This is a genomic window from Nocardia sp. NBC_01377, from assembly GCF_045040005.1.
In the GTDB taxonomy this organism is placed as follows: domain Bacteria; phylum Actinomycetota; class Actinomycetes; order Mycobacteriales; family Mycobacteriaceae; genus Nocardia; species Nocardia noduli.
In genome coordinates this window covers 7,635,818-7,656,497 of record NZ_CP109566.1, presented here as the reverse complement: position 1 = coordinate 7,656,497, position 20,680 = coordinate 7,635,818, and the positions used below count along the sequence as shown (strand labels likewise).

Genomic DNA, 20,680 nt, shown 5'->3' with positions numbered 1-20,680 from the left:
TGCGCCGCATCGACCCTGCGTGATCCCCAGAGCCCCCGATACGACGCTTGCCAGCGGACGCCTTCACTCCTCAGTCGGTCATCCGGTCAGCATTGTTTCACAGCGAATCTGACATAGGGCACACTTCGGTGCATAGGCAGGCCACTGTCACAACAGAGCCAAAGAGGTTAGTGGGCAACCGGATCCGGCAATTTCGATCAGTTGCCCCTACTTCCGAGGGCTCCGACCGCGGGACCGCCAGAACTGCACCGCCAGAACATCCTCGGACAGTTGGTTGACCGGTTCGGCCACATCGGACAGCGCCCGGAAGAGATCGTCGGCCAACTCGCTGATGTGCTCGACCCGCGTCGCCAGCCGCGAGGCGTTGACCAGGAATTCCAGCAGCAGACGCACCACGGCGGCGATGGTCAGGCCGAGCGGAACGGCGATCAGCGCGGCCAGCACCCCGAGCACCGCCGAAAGCTGCCACATCAGGACGGTCACCGCGATCGGTATTCCGAGAGCGAATGCGAGTCCGAGAATGTAGGCGAGCGGCAGCAGAGTCGTGGTCGCGGGCGTGCGGAATTGCACGTCGAGAAGTCCGCGCGCGGCCCGCGCGCTCCACTCACCGAATGCGCGCGGACTCTCGAAGGGTTCGGCGCGCGGCTCCTCCTCATCGGACGCCCGCGCAAAACGCCTGGTAGTGGAGGTTTTCCAGGCGATCCACCTGGACTCGGTCGCGCGCTCGGCCGAATCCGCTGCCGGAATTCCGTCGCTCTCATCGGTCATCACGCGATACTCCCCCGTCCGCGCGCGAAGGGCCAAGAGGAACCCTTCGGATTCATAGCGAAAAGACACTGAATGAGATGAAGGCGACAGTCCGGAAAAATATTTCGAAAGAGCCGTAACGCCGGGGCTACTGGTTGTCGATACGCCCCATGAACGCAGACCCAGATCTATCGGGGAATGGAGAAAACAGTGCGCACCACGTTTCCGACTTCCGTCTCGGCGGCCGAGATGACCGCTGCAGCGCAGGACTACACCCAGCGCGGATGGACGGTCGCCGAAACGGCCAACGGGATCTGCCTGATCACCGATGAGGACGTGTCCGGCATCGAGGTCAGCGGCGAACTCGCCGGCGACGTGCGTCGCTACCTGCGCGCCAACAACCTCTCCGGCCCGGTGATCGAGATCCCCGGCACGGAGCGTCGCGAGATCCACCTGGTCACCGGCCTGCGTAAGGCCGCGATGGCCCTCGAGGGGCTGCGCGAGGCGGGCGCCACCGTCTACACCGACGGCGCGGGCATCGCCCTACCGCCGACCCAGATCTCCGCCGCGGGCGCCGCCCAGTGGCGGGTCGCCCCGCACGAGGCCCGCTGGCTGCCGCCGGTCGTCGCCATCGCCGCGGCCGTCCGTTCCTCGATCGCGCGTCGCCGCGCGGGCGAGACCGTCACCCGGACCGGCGAAAGCCTCACCAGCGTCGCCTGCTGACCTTCCGGATTCGTGTGAACGGGTCCGCGTTCAGTACCCGCGACGAATTCCCGATCCGCCCAGCGGATGACTCCCCCTGCAGGGGTCGGCCGGAATTCCACCGGCTCACGCGACCGGTATCCGTCACGCGGATACCGGTCGTTTCCGTCAGCACCCTGTCGCGAGAAGTACCTCGCGCGCGATGATGGGGTATGGCCCAGCTCACCGACGCCCGGAATCTCCTACGCACCTGCCCGCTCTGCGAGGCCGTTTGCGGACTCGAGATCACCCTCGATCCGGACGACCACGTCTCCGCCGTGCGCGGTGACAAGGAAGATCCGTTCAGCCGCGGATTCATCTGTCCCAAAGGCGCGAGCCTCGGACATCTCGACGAGGATCCCGACCGGGTCACCGAACCACTGATCCGGGACAGGGCCACCGACACCTGGCGCACCGCGTCCTGGGACGAGGCCTTCGATTACATCGCCCGGCGGTTCCCCGCCGTCGTCGCCGAGCACGGCGACCGGTCCGCGGCGCTCTACCTCGGAAACCCCAACGCGCACACCATCGCCGGGGCGCTGTACGTGCCCGTGCTGATCCGCGCGCTGGGCACCAAGAACCTCTATTCGGCCAGCACCGTCGACCAGATGCCGAAACAGATCGCCAGCGGACTGATGTTCGGCGACCCACTGACGGTTCCCGTCCCCGATCTCGATCGCACCGATTACCTGCTGATGCTCGGCGCGAACCCGCTGGAATCCAACGGGTCGCTGTGCACGGCCCCCGATTTCCCCGGCAGACTCGAGGCGTTGCAGCAGCGCGGCGGACGATTCGTCGTCGTCGACCCCAGGGTGACCCGCACCGCGAAACTCGCCGACGAACACCTGTTCATCCGGCCGGGCAGTGACGCCTACCTGCTCTTCGGCATCGTGCACACGCTGTTCGCCGAAGAGTTGACCGATATCGGGATCGAGGTCGCCGGACTGGACGAGGTGCGGGCCGCCGCGGCCGATTTCACCCCCGAGGTGGTCGCCGCGCGCACCGGAGTACCCGCCGACACCGTCGTCAGGATCGCCCGCGAACTCGCCGCGGCGCCGACCGCCGCCGTCTACGCCCGCATCGGCACCTGCACGGCCGAATTCGGCACCGTGACCCAGTGGCTGGTCGACGTCGTCAATGTCCTCACCGGCAATCTGGACTCACCCGGCGGTGCGATGTTCGCCGATGCCGCGGGCGGCGGGATCAACCGCACCAAACCGTTCCGCACCGGGCGGTGGGCCAGCCGGGTACGCCAACTGCCCGAATCGATGGGCGAACTGCCGGTGGCGACGCTGGCCGACGAAATCCTCACCCCGGGAGACGGGCAGATCAGGGCCATGATCACCGTCGCGGGTAATCCGGTGCTGTCCGCGCCCGGCGGCACCAGGATGGCCGAGGCGTTCGCCGATCTGGAATTCATGGTCAGCGTCGACAGATATGTCAACGAGACGACCCGCAATGCCGATGTGATCCTGCCGCCGCCCCGTCCGCTGCAATCCCCGCATTTCGATTTCGCGCTGCTCAAATTCGCGGTGCGCAACTACGTCAGGTATTCGCGGCCGCTGGTGCCGCTGGGTGATCGACCGTCCGAGGCGGGGGTACTGGCCAGGCTCGGCGCCGCGGTGAGCGGACAGCCGCATACCGGCGACGTACTTGGCGCGGTGGACGAGATGCTCATCGCGGGCACCCTGGAGAAGGCGGGCCTGGCCGATCGCCGCCACGAGTTGTACGGCGAGACCACCACCGAACAGCGCATCGACATGATGGTGCGGCTCGGTCCCTACGGCGAATGGAACGAGCCGAGCGCCGATTCCGACGGGCCCCGGCACGCGCTGAATCTGCGGAAACTGCTGGACAATCCGCACGGCATCGACCTCGGCGCGTTGCGCCCGCGGCTGCCGGGCGCACTGCGCACCGCGTCGCGACGGGTGGAACTCGCGCCCGCGCAACTACTGGCCGACGTGGACCGGATGCGGGCCGGACTCGCCGCCGTCGCACCGGAGTTCGTCCTCATCGGACGCCGCCAGCTGCGCTCCAACAACAGCTGGATGCACAATGTCGTGCGACTGGTCAACGGATCGAATCGCTGTACGTTGCAGGTCAATCCGGCCGACGTGGAGCGGCTCGGGCTCGGGCAGCAGGCCGTGGTGAAATCGGCGGCGGGGACGCTCACGGTGCCCGTCGAGCCGACCGAGACGATCATGCCGGGCGTGGTCAGCCTGCCGCACGGCTGGGGTCACGCCGACAGTCCGCAGTCGGTCGCCAGCGCCAACGCGGGCGTCAACGCCAATGTGCTGACCGATGATTCGGTGATCGATGTGCCGTCGGGCAACGCCGTTTTCAACGGCGTTCCGGTAACGCTGATCCCGGCCTGAGTTTTCTCGCGCCGAGGCGTAGTCATTCCGACCGGCCGAAATATTCCGGCCGGTCGGAATGGGCAAATCCCCGGAAAACCCTGTAGCAAACCAGCATTCGTGCCATCCTCGGCGCTGATTCCACCCATGCCGCCCCCCGTATTCCCCTAAAATGGACGAGATTTCGGCCTTATTCCGGGTTCAGCGCAGAACCCCGATCATCCGGATTCCGGCTACCAAAGGGGGCGCACATGCCCGATTCACGTTGGGGCAGCGACGGCGAGCACGAACTACAGGACAGGTACGGTACGCAGGCACGAGCCGAACGTTTCTACACCGATCAGGTGCTCGACCGACTCAATCCGACGATGGTCGAATTCATCGCCAGGATGGACATGGCGTTCATCGCCACCAGCGATAAACACGGCGAATGCGATACCAGCTTCCGCGCCGGTTCCCCCGGATTTCTGCACGTCATCGATGAACACACGGTCGCCTACCCCGAGTACCGCGGCAACGGCGTGATGGCCAGTATGGGCAATATTCTGGAGAATCCCCACGTCGGCATACTTCTCATCGATTTCGTCCGTGACCTCATCGGACTCCACGTAAACGGATCGGCCCGCATCGTCGAGGACGTCACGCTGCGGCGAAGTACCGAGTTGCCGCCGCAGACGAAAGGCCGCGCCGCCGAACTGTGGGTGGTCGTCGGCGTCGAAGAGGCCTACATCCACTGCCGCAAACACATTCCACACCTGATCCCCGCGCAGCGCGAACAGCGCGCCTGGGGTACCGACAACGTCCGGGCCAAGGGCGGGGACTACTTCGGGGCCAAGGCGCGCCAGCCTTCCGAACCCGAAGAACTTGTGGTGGGCTGACCGACCGGGCGATCAGCGCAGTTTGAAGATCACCAGCCGCTGCACGACGAAGTTGATGACGGTAGCGGTGCCCTGGGCGACGACGAACGCCACCGTCAGCGGCACCCCGTCGTCACCGAGCGCGTTCACCAGCACCTGATTGATACCGACCTGGACCGCGAAGGTGGTCGCGTAGAGCGCGACCACCGCGAGGAAACGGGCCCGGCTCGGCGGCGCCTGGAAAGTCCAGCGCCGGTTGAGCAGATAGGCCGTCGTGGTGCCCGCGACGAAGCTGATCGACTTGGCGGCGCTCGTCGGCAGTCCGACCACCTTCAACAGGAACAGATACAGCCCGAAGTCGACGATCGCGGACAGCCCGCCGGTCACAGCGAACCGGAAGACCTGCGTCACGAGACCGCCACCGGGTGCGGCGCCACTGTCCGGAGCATCCTCGGCATACTGTCCATCTTCGCCGCCACCTTCACTCGACGCGTCGACGACGCCCGCGGGCTCGTCGACCAGCGGTGGTTCGGTCATGAGCGGACGATGGGGTTCGGCGTGCACGGCGGTCAGCTTAATGCGCGCGGGCCCCGGCCGTACCCCGCCATACCCCGGTGTACGGCGACCCGGGCGCGACCTGCGCCCATACCTGTAGCCTCTATGCCGATGTCCACGAAAGCTTCGACCCCCACCATGACAACCGGTGACGCCGAGCCCGCGTACGACCTACCTACGCGGACCAGATCGTTGACCGGGTGGGGTCGCACCGCAGCAACCTCCGCCGAAGTTCTCGCGACCGGTGATCCGGAAGTGATCGCCAAGGCCGTGGCCCTGGTCGCCGAGGACAACGACGGCAAGCCCGCCCACCTGCGCCGCGGCGTGATCGCGCGCGGGCTCGGCCGCTCCTACGGCGACAACGCCCAGAACGCGGGCGGGCTCGTCATCGACATGACGGCGCTGAACAAGATCCACCGGATCGACCGCGACACCAGGATCGTCGACGTCGACGCCGGCGTGAACCTGGATCAGCTCATGAAGGCCGCGCTGCCGTTCGGCCTCTGGGTTCCCGTACTGCCCGGCACCCGCCAGGTCACCGTCGGCGGCGCCATCGGCTCCGATATCCACGGTAAGAACCATCACAGCGCGGGCAGTTTCGGCAACCACGTGCGCTCGATCGATCTGCTCACCGCCGACGGCACGGTCCAGCACATCACGCCGCGCAAGAACGCCAAACTCTTCTGGGCCACCATCGGCGGCTGCGGTCTCACCGGCATCGTGCTGCGCGCGACCATCGAGATGACGCCGACCGAGACCGCGTACTTCATCGCCGACGGCGACGTCACCGCGACGCTGGACGAGACCATCGCCTTCCACAGCGACGGCTCCGAGGACCGCTACGAGTACAGCTCGGCCTGGTTCGACGCGATCAGCCCCGAACCGAAACTCGGTCGGGCCGCCATCTCGCGCGGCAACCTCGCCAAGCTGGATCAGCTGCCCAAGAAATTGCAGAAGGATCCGCTGCGATTCAACGGCAAGACCTTCCTGTCGCTGCCCGACGTCTTCCCGAACGGGCTGGCGAACAAATACACCTTCACCCCCATCGGTGAACTCTGGTACCGCAAGTCGGGCACCTACCGCGACAAACCGCAGAGCCTCACGGCCTTCTACCACCCGCTCGACATGATCGGCGAATGGAACAGGGGCTACGGATCCAACGGATTCCTCCAGTACCAGTTCGTGGTGCCGCCGGAGTCGGTGGACGAGTTCAAGCGGATCATCGTCGACATCCAGCGGTCCGGGTTCTACTCGTTCCTCAACGTGTTCAAACTCTTCGGGCCCGGCAACCAGGCACCGTTGAGTTTCCCGATGCCGGGCTGGAACATCTGCGTCGACTTCCCGATCTCGGCCGGACTCAACGAGTTCGTCTCCGAACTCGACCGTCGGGTACTCGAATTCGGCGGACGGCTCTACACCGGCAAGGATTCGCGCACCGACGCGGAGACCTTCCACAAGATGTATCCCCGAATCGACGAGTGGATCAAGATCCGCAGGACCGTCGATCCCACAGGCGTTTTCATGTCCGACATGGCGAGAAGGCTGGAGCTTCAGTGATCAATGCCGTAGGTAACCCGCAGACCATCCTGCTGCTGGGCGGAACCTCGGAGATCGGTCTTGCGATATGCGCGGAGTACCTGAAGAAGGGCCCGATCCGCATCATCCTCGCGGCACTGCCCAACGATCCGCTGCGTGACGACGCCGTCGCGCAGTTGCAGGCCGCGGGCGCGAGCACGGTCGATCTCATCGATTTCGACGCGCTCGACAACGGCAGCCACCCCAAGGTGATCGACGCGGCGTGGGCCGCCGGTGACGTCGACGTCGCCATCGTCGCCTTCGGACTGCTCGGCGACGCCGAGGAACTGTGGCAGGACCAGCGCAAGGCGGTGCAGATCGCCGAGATCAACTACACGGCCGCGGTATCGGTCGGCGTGCTGGTCGGCGAGAAGATGAAGGCGCAGGGCTTCGGGCGGATCATCGCCATGTCCTCGGCGGCGGGCGAACGGGTCAGGCGCTCCAACTTCGTCTACGGCTCGACCAAGGCCGGGCTCGACGGGTTCTACCTCGGTCTGGGTGAGGCGCTGCGTCCGTTCGGGCCGCGCGTGCTCGTCATCCGACCGGGCCAGGTCCGCACCAGGATGTCGGCGGGTGTGAAGGAAGCGCCGCTGACCGTGAACAAGGAAGACGTCGCGGCCCTCGCGGTGTCGGCCTCCCAGAAGGGTAAGGAACTGGTCTGGGCGCCCGGCGCGTTCCGGTACGTGATGATGATCCTGCGTCACATCCCGCGCCCGATCTTCCGCAGACTCCCCATCTGAGCCGTTTCCCCGAGCCGCACCACGATCCGCCGCGTCACGCCGCCGGAACCGGGTGCGGCTCGGTCGTATCCGGGCTCGCCGCACGGGTGGCTACCATCGTTGCGGCTGCGCTCACGCGGTCACGTCCGGCACCGCCGGGCGGGATCGCCGAGCACCATGTCACGGAGCCGATCAGTGAACCGGAGGCGCAATGCGAGAAGTCCGACGAATCCTCACCGGTCACCCGCCGTACCGGGTTCCCGCCGAGAGGGATTTCGCGCGCCGGTCCGGAGCGGTGGGTCGATGAGCGCCACCGTGACTTCCCCCGGTGCCACCGGCCCGGCGACCGGACCGGGCCGGGCCTCGGTACTGCTGCGGCGTCTCGGCGCGGGACTGGGCGAGGCGCTGCTCGCGACGGTGGTCGCGGTCGTGGTCGCCGGTGTCGGACTCGTCGCCTTCTCGCTGGTGGACTGGCCCGCGTTCAACTCCTCACACGTGACAAGGGCGCTCACCACCGTGGGCCAGGTGGTCTCGGTGGCCGTGCTGATCGCGGCGATGGTGCTGTTGCGCCTGCACAAGTGGCCGTGGCTGGCGAAAGTGCTGTCCTGGGCCGGTATCTCGGCGTTCGTTACGGTGACGCTCGGAATGCCGCTCGCCGCGACCAAGCTGTACCTGTTCGGCGTCTCGGTCGATCAGGAATTCCGCACCGAATACCTCACGCGGCTCACCGACAGCGCGGCACTGCGGGATATGACCTACGCGGATGTGCCGCCGTTCTATCCGGCCGGATGGTTCTGGATGGGTGGACGCGTCGCGAACGTCCTCGGCATGGACGGCTGGGAAGCGTTCAAGCCGTACGCGATCGGGTCGCTCGCGGTGGCGGCCGTGCTCGCGCTGGTGCTGTGGTCGGAACTGATCCGAGCGGATTGGGCCGTCGCTGTCACCGCCGCGACCACCGCGGCGGCGATCACCTTCGCCGCGCCCGAGGCGTACAGCGCGGTGATCGTCCTGCTGCTCGCGCCGTCGCTGGTGCTCGCGTGGGGTGCTGTTCACCGGCCCGCCGAGGCGGGATTCGCGGCGGCGCGAGCAGCCGGAACGGGCACCGCGGGCGGGTGGGGGGCGGTGATCGGCGCCGGGCTTTTCCTCGGGCTCGCCGCGACCTTCTACACCCTCTACTTCCTCGTCGCCGCCTTCGCGGTGGGGCTGATGGGGCTGATCTCCGCCGGACTGGCCGTGCGGGCGCGACGGGTCGAGGCGCGGGCGCGGCGCGTGCGGCCGGAGGATCTGGGTCCGGCGTGGCGGGTGGCGGCGCCGCCCCTGCTGCGCCTGGTGGTGATCGCGGTGATCGCCGGGGTGATCGCGGCGCTCGTGTGGCTGCCCTACCTGCTGAAACACCTCACGTCGACAACACCGAGTTCCGGGACCGCGCTGCACTATCTGCCGGAGTCCGGCGCCGAGCTGCCGTTGCCGATGGCGGATTTCACGCTGTTCGGCGGGCTGTGCCTGATCGGCACCGTCTGGCTGATCGTGCGCGCCGGTTCGTCGCGACGCGCGCAGGCGCTCGGCATCGGCGTGGTGGCGATCTATCTGTGGACGCTGCTGTCGATGCTGGCGACGGCCGCGGGCACCACCCTGCTCTCGTTCCGCCTGGAAGCCCCGCTGCGGGTGCTGCTCGCCGCGGCGGGCGCGTTCGGCTTCGTCGAGGGCGCACGCGCGCTCTATCGGGCCTTCGATGAACCCGCCCGGTTCCGGCCCGCCGTCGCCGTGCTCGCGACGCTCGGCGCGCTCGCGTTCGTCCAGGACATCCCGCATGTGCTGACCCCCGAGATCACCACCGCCTACACCGATACGGACGGCAACGGTGAACGCGCAGATAAAGGCAAGGAATCGGCGGTTTGGTACTACCGAGAAATAGATAGCACCATCCGCGATCTCATCCATAAACCACGAGATGAGATCGTCGTCCTGACCGGCGACACATCATTTCTCGCCTTCTATCCATACTTTGGATTCCTGGGACGTACATCTCATTACGCTAATTCGCTGGCCGATTACCGAGGCCGCGAAGCAGCGATTGCGGCATGGAGCAGGGCAGAAAACTCCGACGACCTCCTCAGAGCGCTTGACGATAGCTCATGGCGCGCGCCCGACGCTTTTATATTCAGAAGAGATGACAGCGGTTACACACTACGGCTAGCGGAGGATGTCTACCCCAACGATCCGAATGTCCGCCGGTATACAATTACCTTTCCTGAGGAACTGTTCAACGATCCCCAGTTCTCGATCAAAGATATAGGGCCATTTACCCTGATAACACGGTCCGAAACCTAGACGCCCGATCACGGACGTCGATGACCGCGCTACCTGCTCACCCGACTGCCGCTACGGGCGTTCTGCACCCGACGACTTCCCGGGGCGTCACATCCAGCACACGGGACAGGAAGGCGCGTCACCGACATGGGAGAGGTGACAATCGACTCAGCGAGCAATGTCAATATCACCGGATTCGTAGCGACGCAACTGTTTATTGTTACCTCATGGAATGCCACGCTTGTGGCGAGGATGTTCATCGAGGAGAACTCTCAACATTGGGGGATTAAATGCGAAAAGGGTTGAACTTCGCTGTCATTTCCGTCGCCATCTTGTCTGGTGGAATTACCGGGCACGCATCGGCAACAAACGACGGATTCACAGCTGCCAAAGAGGACGATTCTGCGCAGCTTTCCGGATAGAAATTCTTGCGAGAATTCACGCAAGCAAAATCCGAGAGCCACCTCGCCGTCCTGCATGTATGTACCACAGGATAATGGCGATGATTGGCACTACGAGGCGTACGCCTTGCCGTAAGAGCACCTGAGGAAGCGATTCACATCGACCCGGCTATAACGCCTGACCTGACCAATCAACCACAGCATTCGACCGTCTCCTTCAGTTCGCCACGACACATCGGGCGTGCCTAGGGTGAGGGTGGTTCGAATGTCGAGTTTGTGGGGATTGCCGGTGACAGCAGAGAACATCGAACGAATCGCACGGCGGAGGTCCACGGGGGTGGCCGTACTGGAAAGTACGGCCACCAGCTTCATGTCGTTGCTCGACCGCCCCGAACCCGCTCGGCGAAGTGCGCGCCAGCGGGTCACGCGGGCGGATCTCTTCGCCGGGACGGCCTACCTCGGGCTCGCGGTGCTGGTGCTGTCGGGACTGTGGCGTGACACCGGCGGGGCCTATCTGATCAAGAGCGGTCAGGATCAGACCATGTGGGAATGGTTCTTCGCGGTGGCCGCGCATTCGGTGGCGCATCTGGAGAATCCGCTCGGCACCACGTTGCAGAACTTCCCGGCCGGTGTGAATCTGATGGCGAACACGGCGATGTTCGGGGTCGGTGTTCCGCTCACCCCCGTCACGCTGCTGTTCGGACCCACCGTCACCTTCGTCCTCGTCCTCACCCTGGGCCTGGCCCTCACCGCGTTCGCCTGGTACCGGCTCTTCTCCCGTGAACTGGTCGAATCCCGGTTCGCGGCGGCGCTCGGCGGCCTGTTCTGCGGTTTCGCGCCCGCGATGATCTCGCACGCCAACGCCCACCCGAATTTCGTCGCCCTCGGCCTGCTTCCCGTGATCGCGGGTCTGCTGATCCGGATGAGCAGTCGTCGTGCGGACGGGCCGTGGTCGGGTGAGTCGGGAGGCACGGTGGGACCGGGCAGCCTCGGCCCGGAATCCCGCGCCGTTCGCGGCCGCGACGCCGGTGCCGTCACCGCCGGATCCCACCCGGCCGGATTCGACCACGCCGGAACACCCGGCGGCGCGGCGCGAGTCGGCACGCGCGCCCGGGGTGTACGCCCGCGGGACACGCTGCTGCTCGCTCTCCTGGTCACGGCACAGATCGCGCTCGGTGAGGAACCGCTGCTGATCTTCGCCATGTCGTTCGCGCTGTTCGCGGTGGTCTACTACCTGCACGCGCCGCGCGCGGGTCTGCGAGCCCTGCGCGCGATCGTCCCGACCGTGGCGGTCGCGGGGCTGATCACGCTCGCGCTGACCGCGATACCGCTGTGGTGGCAGTTCTTCGGTTCGCAGAGTTACCGGTCCATCGACCACGGGCCGATGGGCAACGATCTGAAGGCGATCACGCAGTTCCCATCGGAATCGCTGGGCGGACTGTTCGCGCCCGGACAGCCCGTCGCGATCAACGAGACCGAGCAGAACGCCTATTTCGGCTGGCCGCTGCTGATGTTGCTCGCGGTGGCGATCTTGTGGCTGTGGCGCGATCGGGTGGTGCGGGCCGCGACGGCGGTGATCCTCGTCTTCGGCGTGCTCTCCCTGGGTGCGACGGCGATGATCGGCAAACGGTCCACCGGCGTCGCCCTGCCGTGGCGGTGGGCCGAACAGGTCCCGCTGGTGAATTCGGTGCTGGAGACGCGACTGACGATGGCGGCGATTCCCGCCATCGCCGCGATTCTCGCCCTGGCCGCACAGCGCGCGGTGTCGATGTGGCGCGAGTCGGCGGTGGACTGGAGGCCGCTCGCCTGGTTCACCGCGACGGCGCTGGCACTGTTCCCGCTGACGCCGACCCCGCTTCCGGTCGTCGACCGCGCGGGCACGCCCGAATTCTTCGCGCACGGGACGGTACGCGACTACGTCGGCGACGGTTCGGTGGTCCTCGTCCCCACCCCACGCCCGGACGATGCCGCGCCGCTGCGGTGGCAGACCGAGGACGATTTCTCGTTCCCGCTCGCGGGCGGCTACTTCGTCGGCCCGACCAGCGGCGACAAGAAGGGGATCTACGGACCCGAATTCCGGCCGACCACCGCCCTGCTCGTCGGAACGCGCGCTACCGGGGTGGTGCCCGAGATCGGGCCGGACGAACGCGCGAACGCCATCGCCGACCTGAACTTCTGGCGCGCCGACGTCATGGTGCTGCCTCCCACGCGCAATGCCGACGCGCTGCGCTCGGCCGTCACCGAACTGCTCGGCTTCGCGCCCACCCGGATCGAGGATGTCTGGCTGTGGGATGTGCGCGGGCTGCGCTGAATTCGACCCGCTGACCCTCTCCCGGCCCGGACGGCGGGCGACGGTGGCTAGCATGAACCCCCGTGCGACCGGACCGATCGACTTCAGCGTTTGACCGCTACCGCCTGATAGCCCTGGTTTCCGGGCTTCTCGGATTCATCCTGGCGTTGCTGACCCCGCTGCTGCCGGTCGAACAGGATCGGGCGACGCTGGACTGGCCCCAGGCGGGCAACAGCACCGACGTCGAAGCGCCGCTGGTGTCCTACGAGCCGCAGCGGCTCACGGCCGCACTGCCGTGTTCGATCCTGCCGAGCGCGACCGACACTTCCGAATCCGGCGCGACGGGCCGACAGGGTGAGCCGACCCCGTCCGGCACCCAGGGGCAGGCCGACGACGCGGCGCGACCCGGCGCCTCGCAGTCGGGCCCCTCGCAATCGGGCACGGCCGCGCGATCGGATACGGCCGCCACGCAGGCGAAGCCGTCGCGCACCATCCTGTCGACCATCCCGGTCGCCTCGGGCCAGGCCGCGACCAAGGGGCTCGTCGTCGCGGTGTCCGACGGCACGCTGACCGTCGTGCAACGCGATATCCCGCTGCTCTCGGCTCCGGTCGCCGAAATCGGCGGATGCACCGCGATCACCATCGATTCCACCGCCGCCACCACCACCGTCGAATTCACCGGTGTGCGGCGCGAAGACGGAAATCCCTTCGTGAACACACTGCCGCGCGATATCCGTCCCCAGGTCGTCGGCATCTTCACCGATCTCGACGCCGCGCAGGTCGCCGACGCCCGCGTGCATCTCGATATCGATTCGCGCTTCTCCTCGACACCGACACTGCTCAAACTGCTCGCCCAGATCGCGGCGGTGATCTGCACCGTGATCGCGCTGATCGCGCTGCATCTGCTCGATACTTCCGACGGGCGTAGGGCCCGGCGTTTCCTGCCCGCGCACTGGTGGCGTTTCTCCATCGTCGACGGCGCGATACTCGGCGTGCTCGCGCTGTGGCACATCATCGGCGCGAACACCTCCGACGACGGCTACATCCTGAATATGGCCAGGGCGTCGGAACATTCGGGCTATATGGCCAACTACTACCGTTGGTTCGCGGTGCCGGAGGCCCCGTTCGGCTGGTCCTACGAGGTGCTGGCCTGGATGACCAAGATCTCCGATGCCAGCCCGTGGATGCGGCTGCCGACGTTGCTCGCGGGCGTGGTGTGCTGGCTGGTCATCAGCCGCGAGGTGCTGCCGCGCCTCGGTGCGCGGGTCCGACGCGACAGGGTCGCGCTGTGGACGGCGGGCCTGGTGTTCCTCGCGTTCTGGCTGCCCTACGACAACGGCCTGCGCCCCGAACCGCTGATCGCGGCGGGCGCCCTGCTGACCTGGTGCTCGATCGAACGCGCCATCGCCACCGGACGTCTGCTGCCCGCCGCGATCGGCGTGCTCATCGCGGCGTTCTCGCTCGCCGCGGGCCCCACCGGGCTGATCTGCATCGCGGCGTTGATCGCGGGATCGCGGCCGGTGCTCCAGATCATCGTCAAGCGCGCGCAGGGGGCGTTGCCGCGCCGGATCGAGGCCGACGCGTACGCGCCGGGCGCCATCGATGACGACGGGCGACGCACACCGACGCCGACACTGTCGCGCGCCTCGCTCTTCTTCCGGTACGCGGCGCTGATCGCGCCGGGACTCGCGGCGGGCACCCTGGTGCTGATCGTCGTATTCGCGGATCAGACGTTGGCCACCGTGATGGAGGCCACCCGGGCGCGCACCGTCGTCGGCCCCAATGTGGCATGGTTCGACGAGCGCACCCGCTGGGATTCGCTGCTGATGCTCTCGCCCGACGGTTCGCTCGCGCGGCGGTTCGGCGTCCTGGTCATGCTGCTGTGTCTGCTCGTCTGTGTCCTTCAGGTCCTGCGCAAGGGCCGCATTCCCGGCACCTCGCGCGGCCCTTCGGTGCGGATTCTGGGCATTGTGTTCGCCTCGCTGCTGCTCATGATGTTCACGCCGACCAAGTGGACACACCATTTCGGCGTGTACGCGGGACTCGCGGGTTCGCTCGCGGCGCTGGCCGCGGTCGCGGTCGGCACCAGCGGTATTCGGGTGCCGCGCAATCGGGCGCTGTTCGCCGCGGCGGTGCTCTTCCTGCTGGCGATCACCTTCACCGGTTCCAACGGCTGGTGGTACGTCTCCAGCTACGGGGTGCCGTGGTGGGACAAGGCGCCGCTGATCGCGGGTAAGGGGCTATCGACGCTGTTCCTCGGCCTGAGCGGACTCGCGCTCGTATGGGCGGTGTGGACGCATTACCGCGAACCGTACCGCGAACCGGCGGCTCCCCGCCGTTTCGGGCGTTTCGCCTCGGCGCCGCTGACCATCGCGGCGGCGCTGCTCGTCGTCTTCGAACTGGCCTCGCTGACCAAGGCGGCGCTCACCCAGTACCCGGCGTATTCGATCGCGAAATCGAACGTGGAAGCCCTCGGCGGCGATTCGTGCGGTCTCGCCGACGGGGTGCTGGTCGAGACCGATACCGCGGATTCACTGCTGCAACCCTTCGACGGTTCCCCCGCCGACGGCCTGTCCGCGAAGTCGAAGGGTTTCACCCCCAACGGCGTCGCGAGCGATCTCACCGCCGACGCGGAGGAAACCGTCTCCGGCGGAGCGAATTCCATCGACAAGGATTCGGCCAACAAGACGACCAACACCACCGGCGCGGGAACCGGCGGCGGCACCAGCGAGCGCACGGGGATCAACGGCAGCACCGTGGCGCTGCCCTTCGGGCTCGATCCGGCCCGCACCCCGGTCATGGGCAGCTACCAGGACGGCGAGCAGCAGCAGGCCGCGCTCGAATCGCAGTGGTACCACCTGAATCTGGTCGACAGCATGCGCCACGATCCCGCCTACCGGGTGCTGGTCGTCACGGCGGCGGGCCGTATCCGCTCCGTCGACGCCGACGGTGTGCTCACCTACGGCCAGGAACTGCACATGGAGTACGGCGTGCGGGGCGCCGACGGTCAGGTGCGCGTGCTCGGCTCGGTCGATCCGCTCGATATCGGACCCGCGCCGTCCTGGCGCAATCTGCGGGTGCCGCTGGACGGCCTGCCCAGCGAGGTGAACGCCGTGCGCCTCGTCGCGGTCGACAACGACATCACGCCGAAGCAGTGGCTCGCCGTCACCCCGCCCAGGCTGCCGAGCCTGAAAACCCTGAATTCGGTGGTGGGGTCGCGGGATCCGGTCCTGCTCGACTGGCATGTCGGACTCGCGTTCCCCTGCCAGCGACCGTTCGACCACCACGACGGCGTCGCGGAAGTGCCGCAATGGCGCATTCTGCCGGACCGGGTCGGCTCCGACGCCTCCAATGCGTGGCAGGACGATATCGGCGGCGGTCCGCTCGGCTGGACCGGTCTGCTGCTGTCCTCCGAATCGGTGCCGACCTATCTCGAGGACGACTGGGGTCGGGACTGGGGTTCGCTCGAACGGTTCACCCCCTACGATCCGGATGCGGACAACGCTGTGATCGATGTCACCACCGTGAATCAGGGCGGGATGTCCCGCCAGGATCCGATTCGGATCCGATAGTCGAACCGAGGGCGTCCGATCCGGGTGCGGCACAGACCGATCGGTCTGTGCCGCACCCGTCCACGTTACGTGGGCATTTCGCCAAAACTCCTGATAGGGCATCGGTTTCATCCGGGTGACGCCTCAGTAACCGATGAGCGGATTGCCAGGCATAGCACAGTTTGAGAACGTACTGTTGTGGGTATGACAGGAGCCTTCGATGACATGGATCTGCGCGATCTCGTCGATCTGCTCACAGATGACGAAAAGCGCGAATTACGGCCGGCGGTCTTACGAGTACTCGAAAGACTGCCTTCCCAGGAGGTGTTGCGCCGCGAACTCGGCAGGCGCATGAAGGTCTGAGCGCTCACGTCACGGCACCGTGACGCAGGGCACTCGCGTCCCTACGATTCCCCCCGCCACGCCATCGATCCCGGGCAACTCCCGGAAAAAAAATTGGGCCGTAGCGTCATAGACGCTACGGCCCTTCGACTTTCGGCCTCCTAGAACACCCGCAACTGTCCCGGGGACCACAGTCCCCAGCGATTCGCGGTGCCGGTCTCCAGTTTCGCCGGTTTCGCGTCGCGGTCGTACTGCTCGTAGCGCTCGAGCGAGCCCCAGTCGCGGGCCCAGTCGTCACGCATGTAGGTCGGCACCGTGACCGAACGCGCCAGCATCTGGGTGAAGCCGAGCGGTCCGCCGAATTCCTCGGCCTGCCAGGTGTTCGTCGAACTGATCGCCAGCGGACGGTCAGGCAGGATGCGGTACCCCGGCACCTCGGCGACGCCGTTGCGGTGATCGAACGGTCGCTGGCACGGGAACTGGAGTCCGACAGCCCAGTCCAGCAGCACGGGCTGATCACCGCCGATGAAATCGTTCAGCGGTGTCAGTTTCGGCATGCGCGGCGGGGTGAACGCCAGCCACTGATCGCCGATGAGGATCGGGTCGTTGGCGACGATGCGCACCGCGTCGGCCTCCGGCGCGATCTCGTCCAGCGGAATCCGGAGATTGCGCCAGGACGGGAACGGGCCGATATCGCGCGGCAGGTAGTTGCCGAGCGGTTCGACGGTGCCGTCGGGCAGCCGCTTGCCGTAGTCGACGGTCAGCGACTGGCCGTATTTCAACGCTCCCGCGTTGTCGAAGGACAGGATGCGCCCGGCCGCCGAGATGACGACGAGGGGCTTGTCCTCCGAACGCGGCGCCAGCTGGTACCAGCTCGAGGTCAGCAGCGCGGGCTGCTGCACGCCTTCCTGGTAGCTGCCCATCACCGGCGTGCTCGCCGGATCGAGTCCGAAGGGCAGGGCAGCGGTGCTTCCGTTGACGCCCTGCGCGCCCTGACCGCCGCCGGTGCCCGCGCTCTCGCCCTCGGCGAAGGCCGCGCCGACCGACTGGGTGGAGGTGTTGCCGGTGCCCGGTTTCACCTCGACGGTGTCGGCGGACAGATCGTCCGGCACGCCGTTGGCGTCGAAACCGACCGGATCCACCCCGCCGAGCGGGTCGCCGTTGGTCGGCGGCTCGGCCGGATCGATGATCGGCTGCAACCGGCCGCCGTTCGGATCCGGTTCGACCAGGATGTCGTTGGCCAAGCCGCAGCTGTCACCGGTGAGCGCGTCGATATTGGATCGGGCCAGCGAATACGCCGGGTACTGCTCGGCGGCGCCCTTCACCAGCGACATCACCTCGATCACCACCATCAGGGCGGCGACGACGGTCAGCGGTATCGCGGCGAATTTGCGAATCCGTTTGCCGCGCGCCGATTTCGGTGACGCCGCGGGCGGAATGTACTGCTCGCGCAGGGTGAGCCAGGCGACGAGGGCGAGCGCGGCCGCGAACAGCAGGAGCATGATCGTGTTGGACTGGAAACCACCGAGCGAGATGCGCCTGTCGAACCACGGCACCCCGAAGCTGGACACGTACCAGTACCCGTTGATGCCCGAGAACGAGATCGCCAGCACGAACAACAGCCCGGCCAGGAATATGGCCCTGTTCTTCCGTGCCCGCAGCGCCGAGGCCGACACCGCGACCGCCGTGACCGCGGCCAGCGAACCCGCGATCCCCGCGTACGCGCCGAAATGGTGGGTCCACTTGGTCGGGTTGAACATCATGAAGAAGACGGTGCCGAGCACGACGCCCATGAGGCGCCAGGTGGGGCCGCTCGCGATACCCGGCACCTGCCTGCGCCGCAGCAGCACCAGCATCGTGGTGAACAGGCACAGCAGCATGGTCAGGAAGGCGAAACGGCGCGAGAGCGAACCGTCGACCGTCTCCACGAACAGGTAGTAGTAGCGCAGGTAGTCCTCGTACCAGGCCAGATTCGGCCCGGTGACCTGGCGGACCCGGTTGGCCTCCTGGATACCCGCGAAGGTCTGATCGCTGTAGACCACCGTCAACACCAACAGACCCGCCGCCGCGATCGGCGCGAGCAGCGGCAGCGTGCCGTGCACGCGATGGCGGCGGACGACGATCTTGACCAGCGGTCTGATACCCGCGAGCAGCGCCGCCACACACATCAGGCCGGTCGGTGCCGCTGCCAGCGTGAACGCGGCGATCAGCACGGCGGCGGCGGCGGGCAGCAGGCGGCCGGTGGCGATGGCTCGCTCGATCGAGACCCAGGTCAGCAGCGCGCCGAGCGCGACGACGGGTTCGGAGCGCAGGCCGTTGTCGAAGGGCAGCCAGAACGCGAGGAACACCAGTCCACCGGTCCACAGCGCCACCCGACTGTTGCGCACACCGCGCCCCAGGCGCGGCACCACCTCGCGGCTGATGACCATCCAGCACAGGATGGCGCAGGCCAGCGCGGGCAATCGCACCCATGGACTCGCGGTGGAGATCTCCGAGAAGACCTGGATCACGTAGTAGTACCAGCCGAACGGCGCCTCGGGGACGCCGTACCAGCGGAAGTAGTTGGCCATGTAACCCGCGTGCGGCGCGACCCTGACCATGCTCAGGATGTAACCGTCGTCGGAGGTGTTGGCGCCGACGAAATGCCAGACCAGCAGGGTGCCGATCACCGCGCCGTCGGCCCAGGTCGGCTTCAGCCAGTTGGCGGGCAGGAAACGGCGGTGGCCGCGGCCGTCGCTGCCGTCCAGACGGGCCAGCGCGCCCAGCGCGATCAGCGTGCACAGCACCGCGACGATCATCGCGATCAACTTGATCAGGGTCGGGGTGGAGCTGAACCGCGTATCGACATTCATCGTGAAGGACAGCCCCGACGGCACAGCCCCCTCCAGATCGGAGAACACGCCGACGACCTGAGGCCGCAGATCACCGATCAGCTGCCCCTCGACCGGAACCTGCACCGTCTCCTTCACGCCGGGCGCCCCGCCCTGGACCGGCCGTTCGACGGTTTTGGTCAACCCGGTGAACGCGGCCGTCGTGCGCTCGTTGTCCGAGGTGATGACGATGCTCGAACACTGCCCCATCGCGGCCCGATCGGCCGTGGTGACCACGGCGTTTCGATCGACGACGTCCACCGAGGTCTCCGACACGCGCACGAACAGCGCCTCCAGCGCCGCCCCGTCGCCCTGCGGCGGCGCGGTGGCCAGCAACATGCCGCCCTGCGGCGGCAACGCCTCGACCGCGCTACACGGGATGGTCGCCTGCAATTCGATCGGCACCTGCGACATCAGCGGCGCCTGCACGTTGCCGAGCGTGCCGCCCTGCGGCCAGTTCAGTACCGCCGTGGTCTGGGTGACCGGAAGAAACGGTGTCGCCAGCGCCAGCAACGCGCCTATCAGGCCTGCGACGAGCGCGATGATGCGCGCGGTCCGGAAATCGCGTGATCCGACCGCCGGGGCGGGGGTCGGTTTCGTGAGAACAGCAGTTGCGGCGTCGGGCACGGTTGGCAATGCTAGCGGCAGCCGTAGTCCGCGTCGTGGTCTGTAGGCACGAACCGCGAAGCCCGCGCGCCGACATCGGCCGTAGCGCCCACGCCGGGCCCCGGCTCCGACACGCCGGTGTCACCGCGCCGTGCGCGAGACGCCGTCGAATCGATCACCACCGGCGAAAAGTCGCGTGGAGGCGGGGAGATTGCTGACCCGTATCCGATGCCATGGAAAGGTAGAGATATGACCAAGGTGAATCTCGTAACGAATTACGGTCCGATCGTCCTGGAGCTGGACGACGACAAAGCGCCGAACTCGGTGCAGAACTTCGTGAACTACGTGAAAGCCGGCCACTACAGCGGAACCATCTTCCACCGTGTGATCCCGGGCTTCATGGTCCAGGGCGGCGGTTTCGAGCCCGGCATGAAGCAGAAGGGCACCGAGGCCCCGATCCAGAACGAAGCCAACAACGGCCTGAAGAACACCAAGTACACCGTCGCCATGGCGCGGACCAACGATCCGCACTCGGCGACCGCGCAGTTCTTCATCAACGTCTCCGACAACGATTTCCTGAACCACTCCGCGCCGACACCGTCCGGCTGGGGCTACGCCGTCTTCGGCAAGGTCACCGACGGCACCGACGTGGTCGACAAGATCACCGCGGTGAGCACCGGATCGGCGGGTATGCACCAGGATGTCCCGCGCGACGACGTCATCATCGAATCGGCCGCCATCGTCTGACACCGGTCATCGGAC

General features: G+C 66.9%; 13 protein-coding genes. 10 read left to right on the top strand and 3 right to left on the bottom strand.

The genetic code is table 11. The features are described 5' to 3' along the window. Positions 1-207: 207 nt before the first annotated feature. Positions 208-768: a DUF4282 domain-containing protein gene (locus tag OG225_RS35220; RefSeq protein WP_405179077.1), complete on the bottom strand. Its 561-nt coding sequence runs from the start codon at positions 766-768 to the stop codon at positions 208-210. Positions 769-996: 228 nt separating this feature from the next. Here OG225_RS35220 and OG225_RS35215 point away from each other — a divergent pair, with 228 nt between their 5' ends. The 3 genes from OG225_RS35215 (at position 997) to OG225_RS35205 (ending at position 4,720) form a co-directional block, all read left to right on the top strand. Then, positions 997-1,470 carry a hypothetical protein gene (locus OG225_RS35215; protein ID WP_405179076.1) on the top strand — a complete coding sequence of 158 codons (474 nt, stop codon included), beginning with the start codon at positions 997-999 and terminating at the stop codon, positions 1,468-1,470. A 191-nt stretch (positions 1,471-1,661) separates the two neighbouring features. Then, complete coding sequence (locus tag OG225_RS35210; protein ID WP_405179075.1) at positions 1,662-3,863, top strand: molybdopterin-dependent oxidoreductase; 2,202 nt, start codon at positions 1,662-1,664, stop codon at positions 3,861-3,863. A gap of 230 nt (positions 3,864-4,093) precedes the next feature. Continuing rightward, positions 4,094-4,720: a pyridoxamine 5'-phosphate oxidase family protein gene (locus OG225_RS35205; RefSeq protein ID WP_405179074.1), complete on the top strand. Its 627-nt coding sequence runs from the start codon at positions 4,094-4,096 to the stop codon at positions 4,718-4,720. Positions 4,721-4,732: 12 nt separating this feature from the next. Here OG225_RS35205 and OG225_RS35200 read toward each other — a convergent pair whose 3' ends face one another. Then, positions 4,733-5,236, bottom strand: a complete 504-nt coding sequence (locus tag OG225_RS35200; RefSeq protein WP_405179073.1) for a GtrA family protein — start codon at positions 5,234-5,236, stop codon at positions 4,733-4,735. A 156-nt stretch (positions 5,237-5,392) separates the two neighbouring features. Between OG225_RS35200 and OG225_RS35195 the strand changes: the two genes are divergently transcribed. The 6 genes from OG225_RS35195 to OG225_RS35170 all read left to right on the top strand — a co-directional run bounded on the left by OG225_RS35195 (position 5,393) and on the right by OG225_RS35170 (position 16,463). Continuing rightward, complete coding sequence (locus OG225_RS35195) at positions 5,393-6,811, top strand: FAD-binding oxidoreductase (RefSeq protein ID WP_216911022.1); 1,419 nt, start codon at positions 5,393-5,395, stop codon at positions 6,809-6,811. Then, entirely contained in the window at positions 6,808-7,569 is a 762-nt protein-coding gene (locus OG225_RS35190; protein ID WP_405179072.1) for a decaprenylphospho-beta-D-erythro-pentofuranosid-2-ulose 2-reductase, read from the top strand. The genes OG225_RS35195 and OG225_RS35190 overlap by 4 nt, the downstream gene beginning before the upstream one ends. A 282-nt stretch (positions 7,570-7,851) precedes the next feature. Beyond that, positions 7,852-9,879 (top strand): galactan 5-O-arabinofuranosyltransferase, encoded by a 2,028-nt coding sequence (locus OG225_RS35185; RefSeq protein WP_405179071.1) that lies wholly within the window; start codon positions 7,852-7,854, stop codon positions 9,877-9,879. A gap of 750 nt (positions 9,880-10,629) precedes the next feature. Then, positions 10,630-12,570 carry a glycosyl transferase gene (locus OG225_RS35180; RefSeq protein ID WP_405183472.1) on the top strand — a complete coding sequence of 647 codons (1,941 nt, stop codon included), beginning with the start codon at positions 10,630-10,632 and terminating at the stop codon, positions 12,568-12,570. 62 nt (positions 12,571-12,632) lie between these two features. Beyond that, positions 12,633-16,121, top strand: a complete 3,489-nt coding sequence (locus OG225_RS35175; RefSeq protein WP_405179070.1) for an arabinosyltransferase domain-containing protein — start codon at positions 12,633-12,635, stop codon at positions 16,119-16,121. 183 nt (positions 16,122-16,304) lie between these two features. Continuing rightward, positions 16,305-16,463 carry a hypothetical protein gene (locus OG225_RS35170; protein ID WP_198654040.1) on the top strand — a complete coding sequence of 53 codons (159 nt, stop codon included), beginning with the start codon at positions 16,305-16,307 and terminating at the stop codon, positions 16,461-16,463. Positions 16,464-16,603: 140 nt separating this feature from the next. On the opposite strand, the gene OG225_RS35165 is transcribed toward OG225_RS35170, so the two are convergent. Beyond that, entirely contained in the window at positions 16,604-19,939 is a 3,336-nt protein-coding gene (locus OG225_RS35165; RefSeq protein WP_405179069.1) for an arabinosyltransferase domain-containing protein, read from the bottom strand. Between the two features lie 228 nt (positions 19,940-20,167). Between OG225_RS35165 and OG225_RS35160 the strand changes: the two genes are divergently transcribed. Continuing rightward, entirely contained in the window at positions 20,168-20,665 is a 498-nt protein-coding gene (locus OG225_RS35160; protein WP_405179068.1) for a peptidylprolyl isomerase, read from the top strand. Positions 20,666-20,680 lie beyond the last annotated feature (15 nt).

What these genes read in the sequence shown, in the direction of transcription:
- OG225_RS35220 (WP_405179077.1), bottom strand. Translation starts at nt 768, where the DNA reads ATGACCGATGAGAGCGACGGAATTCCGGCAGCGGATTCGGCCGAGCGC.
- OG225_RS35215 (WP_405179076.1), top strand. Translation starts at nt 997, where the DNA reads ATGACCGCTGCAGCGCAGGACTACACCCAGCGCGGATGGACGGTCGCC.
- OG225_RS35210 (WP_405179075.1), top strand. Translation starts at nt 1,662, where the DNA reads ATGGCCCAGCTCACCGACGCCCGGAATCTCCTACGCACCTGCCCGCTC.
- OG225_RS35205 (WP_405179074.1), top strand. Translation starts at nt 4,094, where the DNA reads ATGCCCGATTCACGTTGGGGCAGCGACGGCGAGCACGAACTACAGGAC.
- OG225_RS35200 (WP_405179073.1), bottom strand. Translation starts at nt 5,236, where the DNA reads ATGACCGAACCACCGCTGGTCGACGAGCCCGCGGGCGTCGTCGACGCG.
- OG225_RS35195 (WP_216911022.1), top strand. Translation starts at nt 5,393, where the DNA reads ATGACAACCGGTGACGCCGAGCCCGCGTACGACCTACCTACGCGGACC.
- OG225_RS35185 (WP_405179071.1), top strand. Translation starts at nt 7,852, where the DNA reads ATGAGCGCCACCGTGACTTCCCCCGGTGCCACCGGCCCGGCGACCGGA.
- OG225_RS35180 (WP_405183472.1), top strand. Translation starts at nt 10,630, where the DNA reads ATGTCGTTGCTCGACCGCCCCGAACCCGCTCGGCGAAGTGCGCGCCAG.
- OG225_RS35170 (WP_198654040.1), top strand. Translation starts at nt 16,305, where the DNA reads ATGACAGGAGCCTTCGATGACATGGATCTGCGCGATCTCGTCGATCTG.
- OG225_RS35160 (WP_405179068.1), top strand. Translation starts at nt 20,168, where the DNA reads ATGACCAAGGTGAATCTCGTAACGAATTACGGTCCGATCGTCCTGGAG.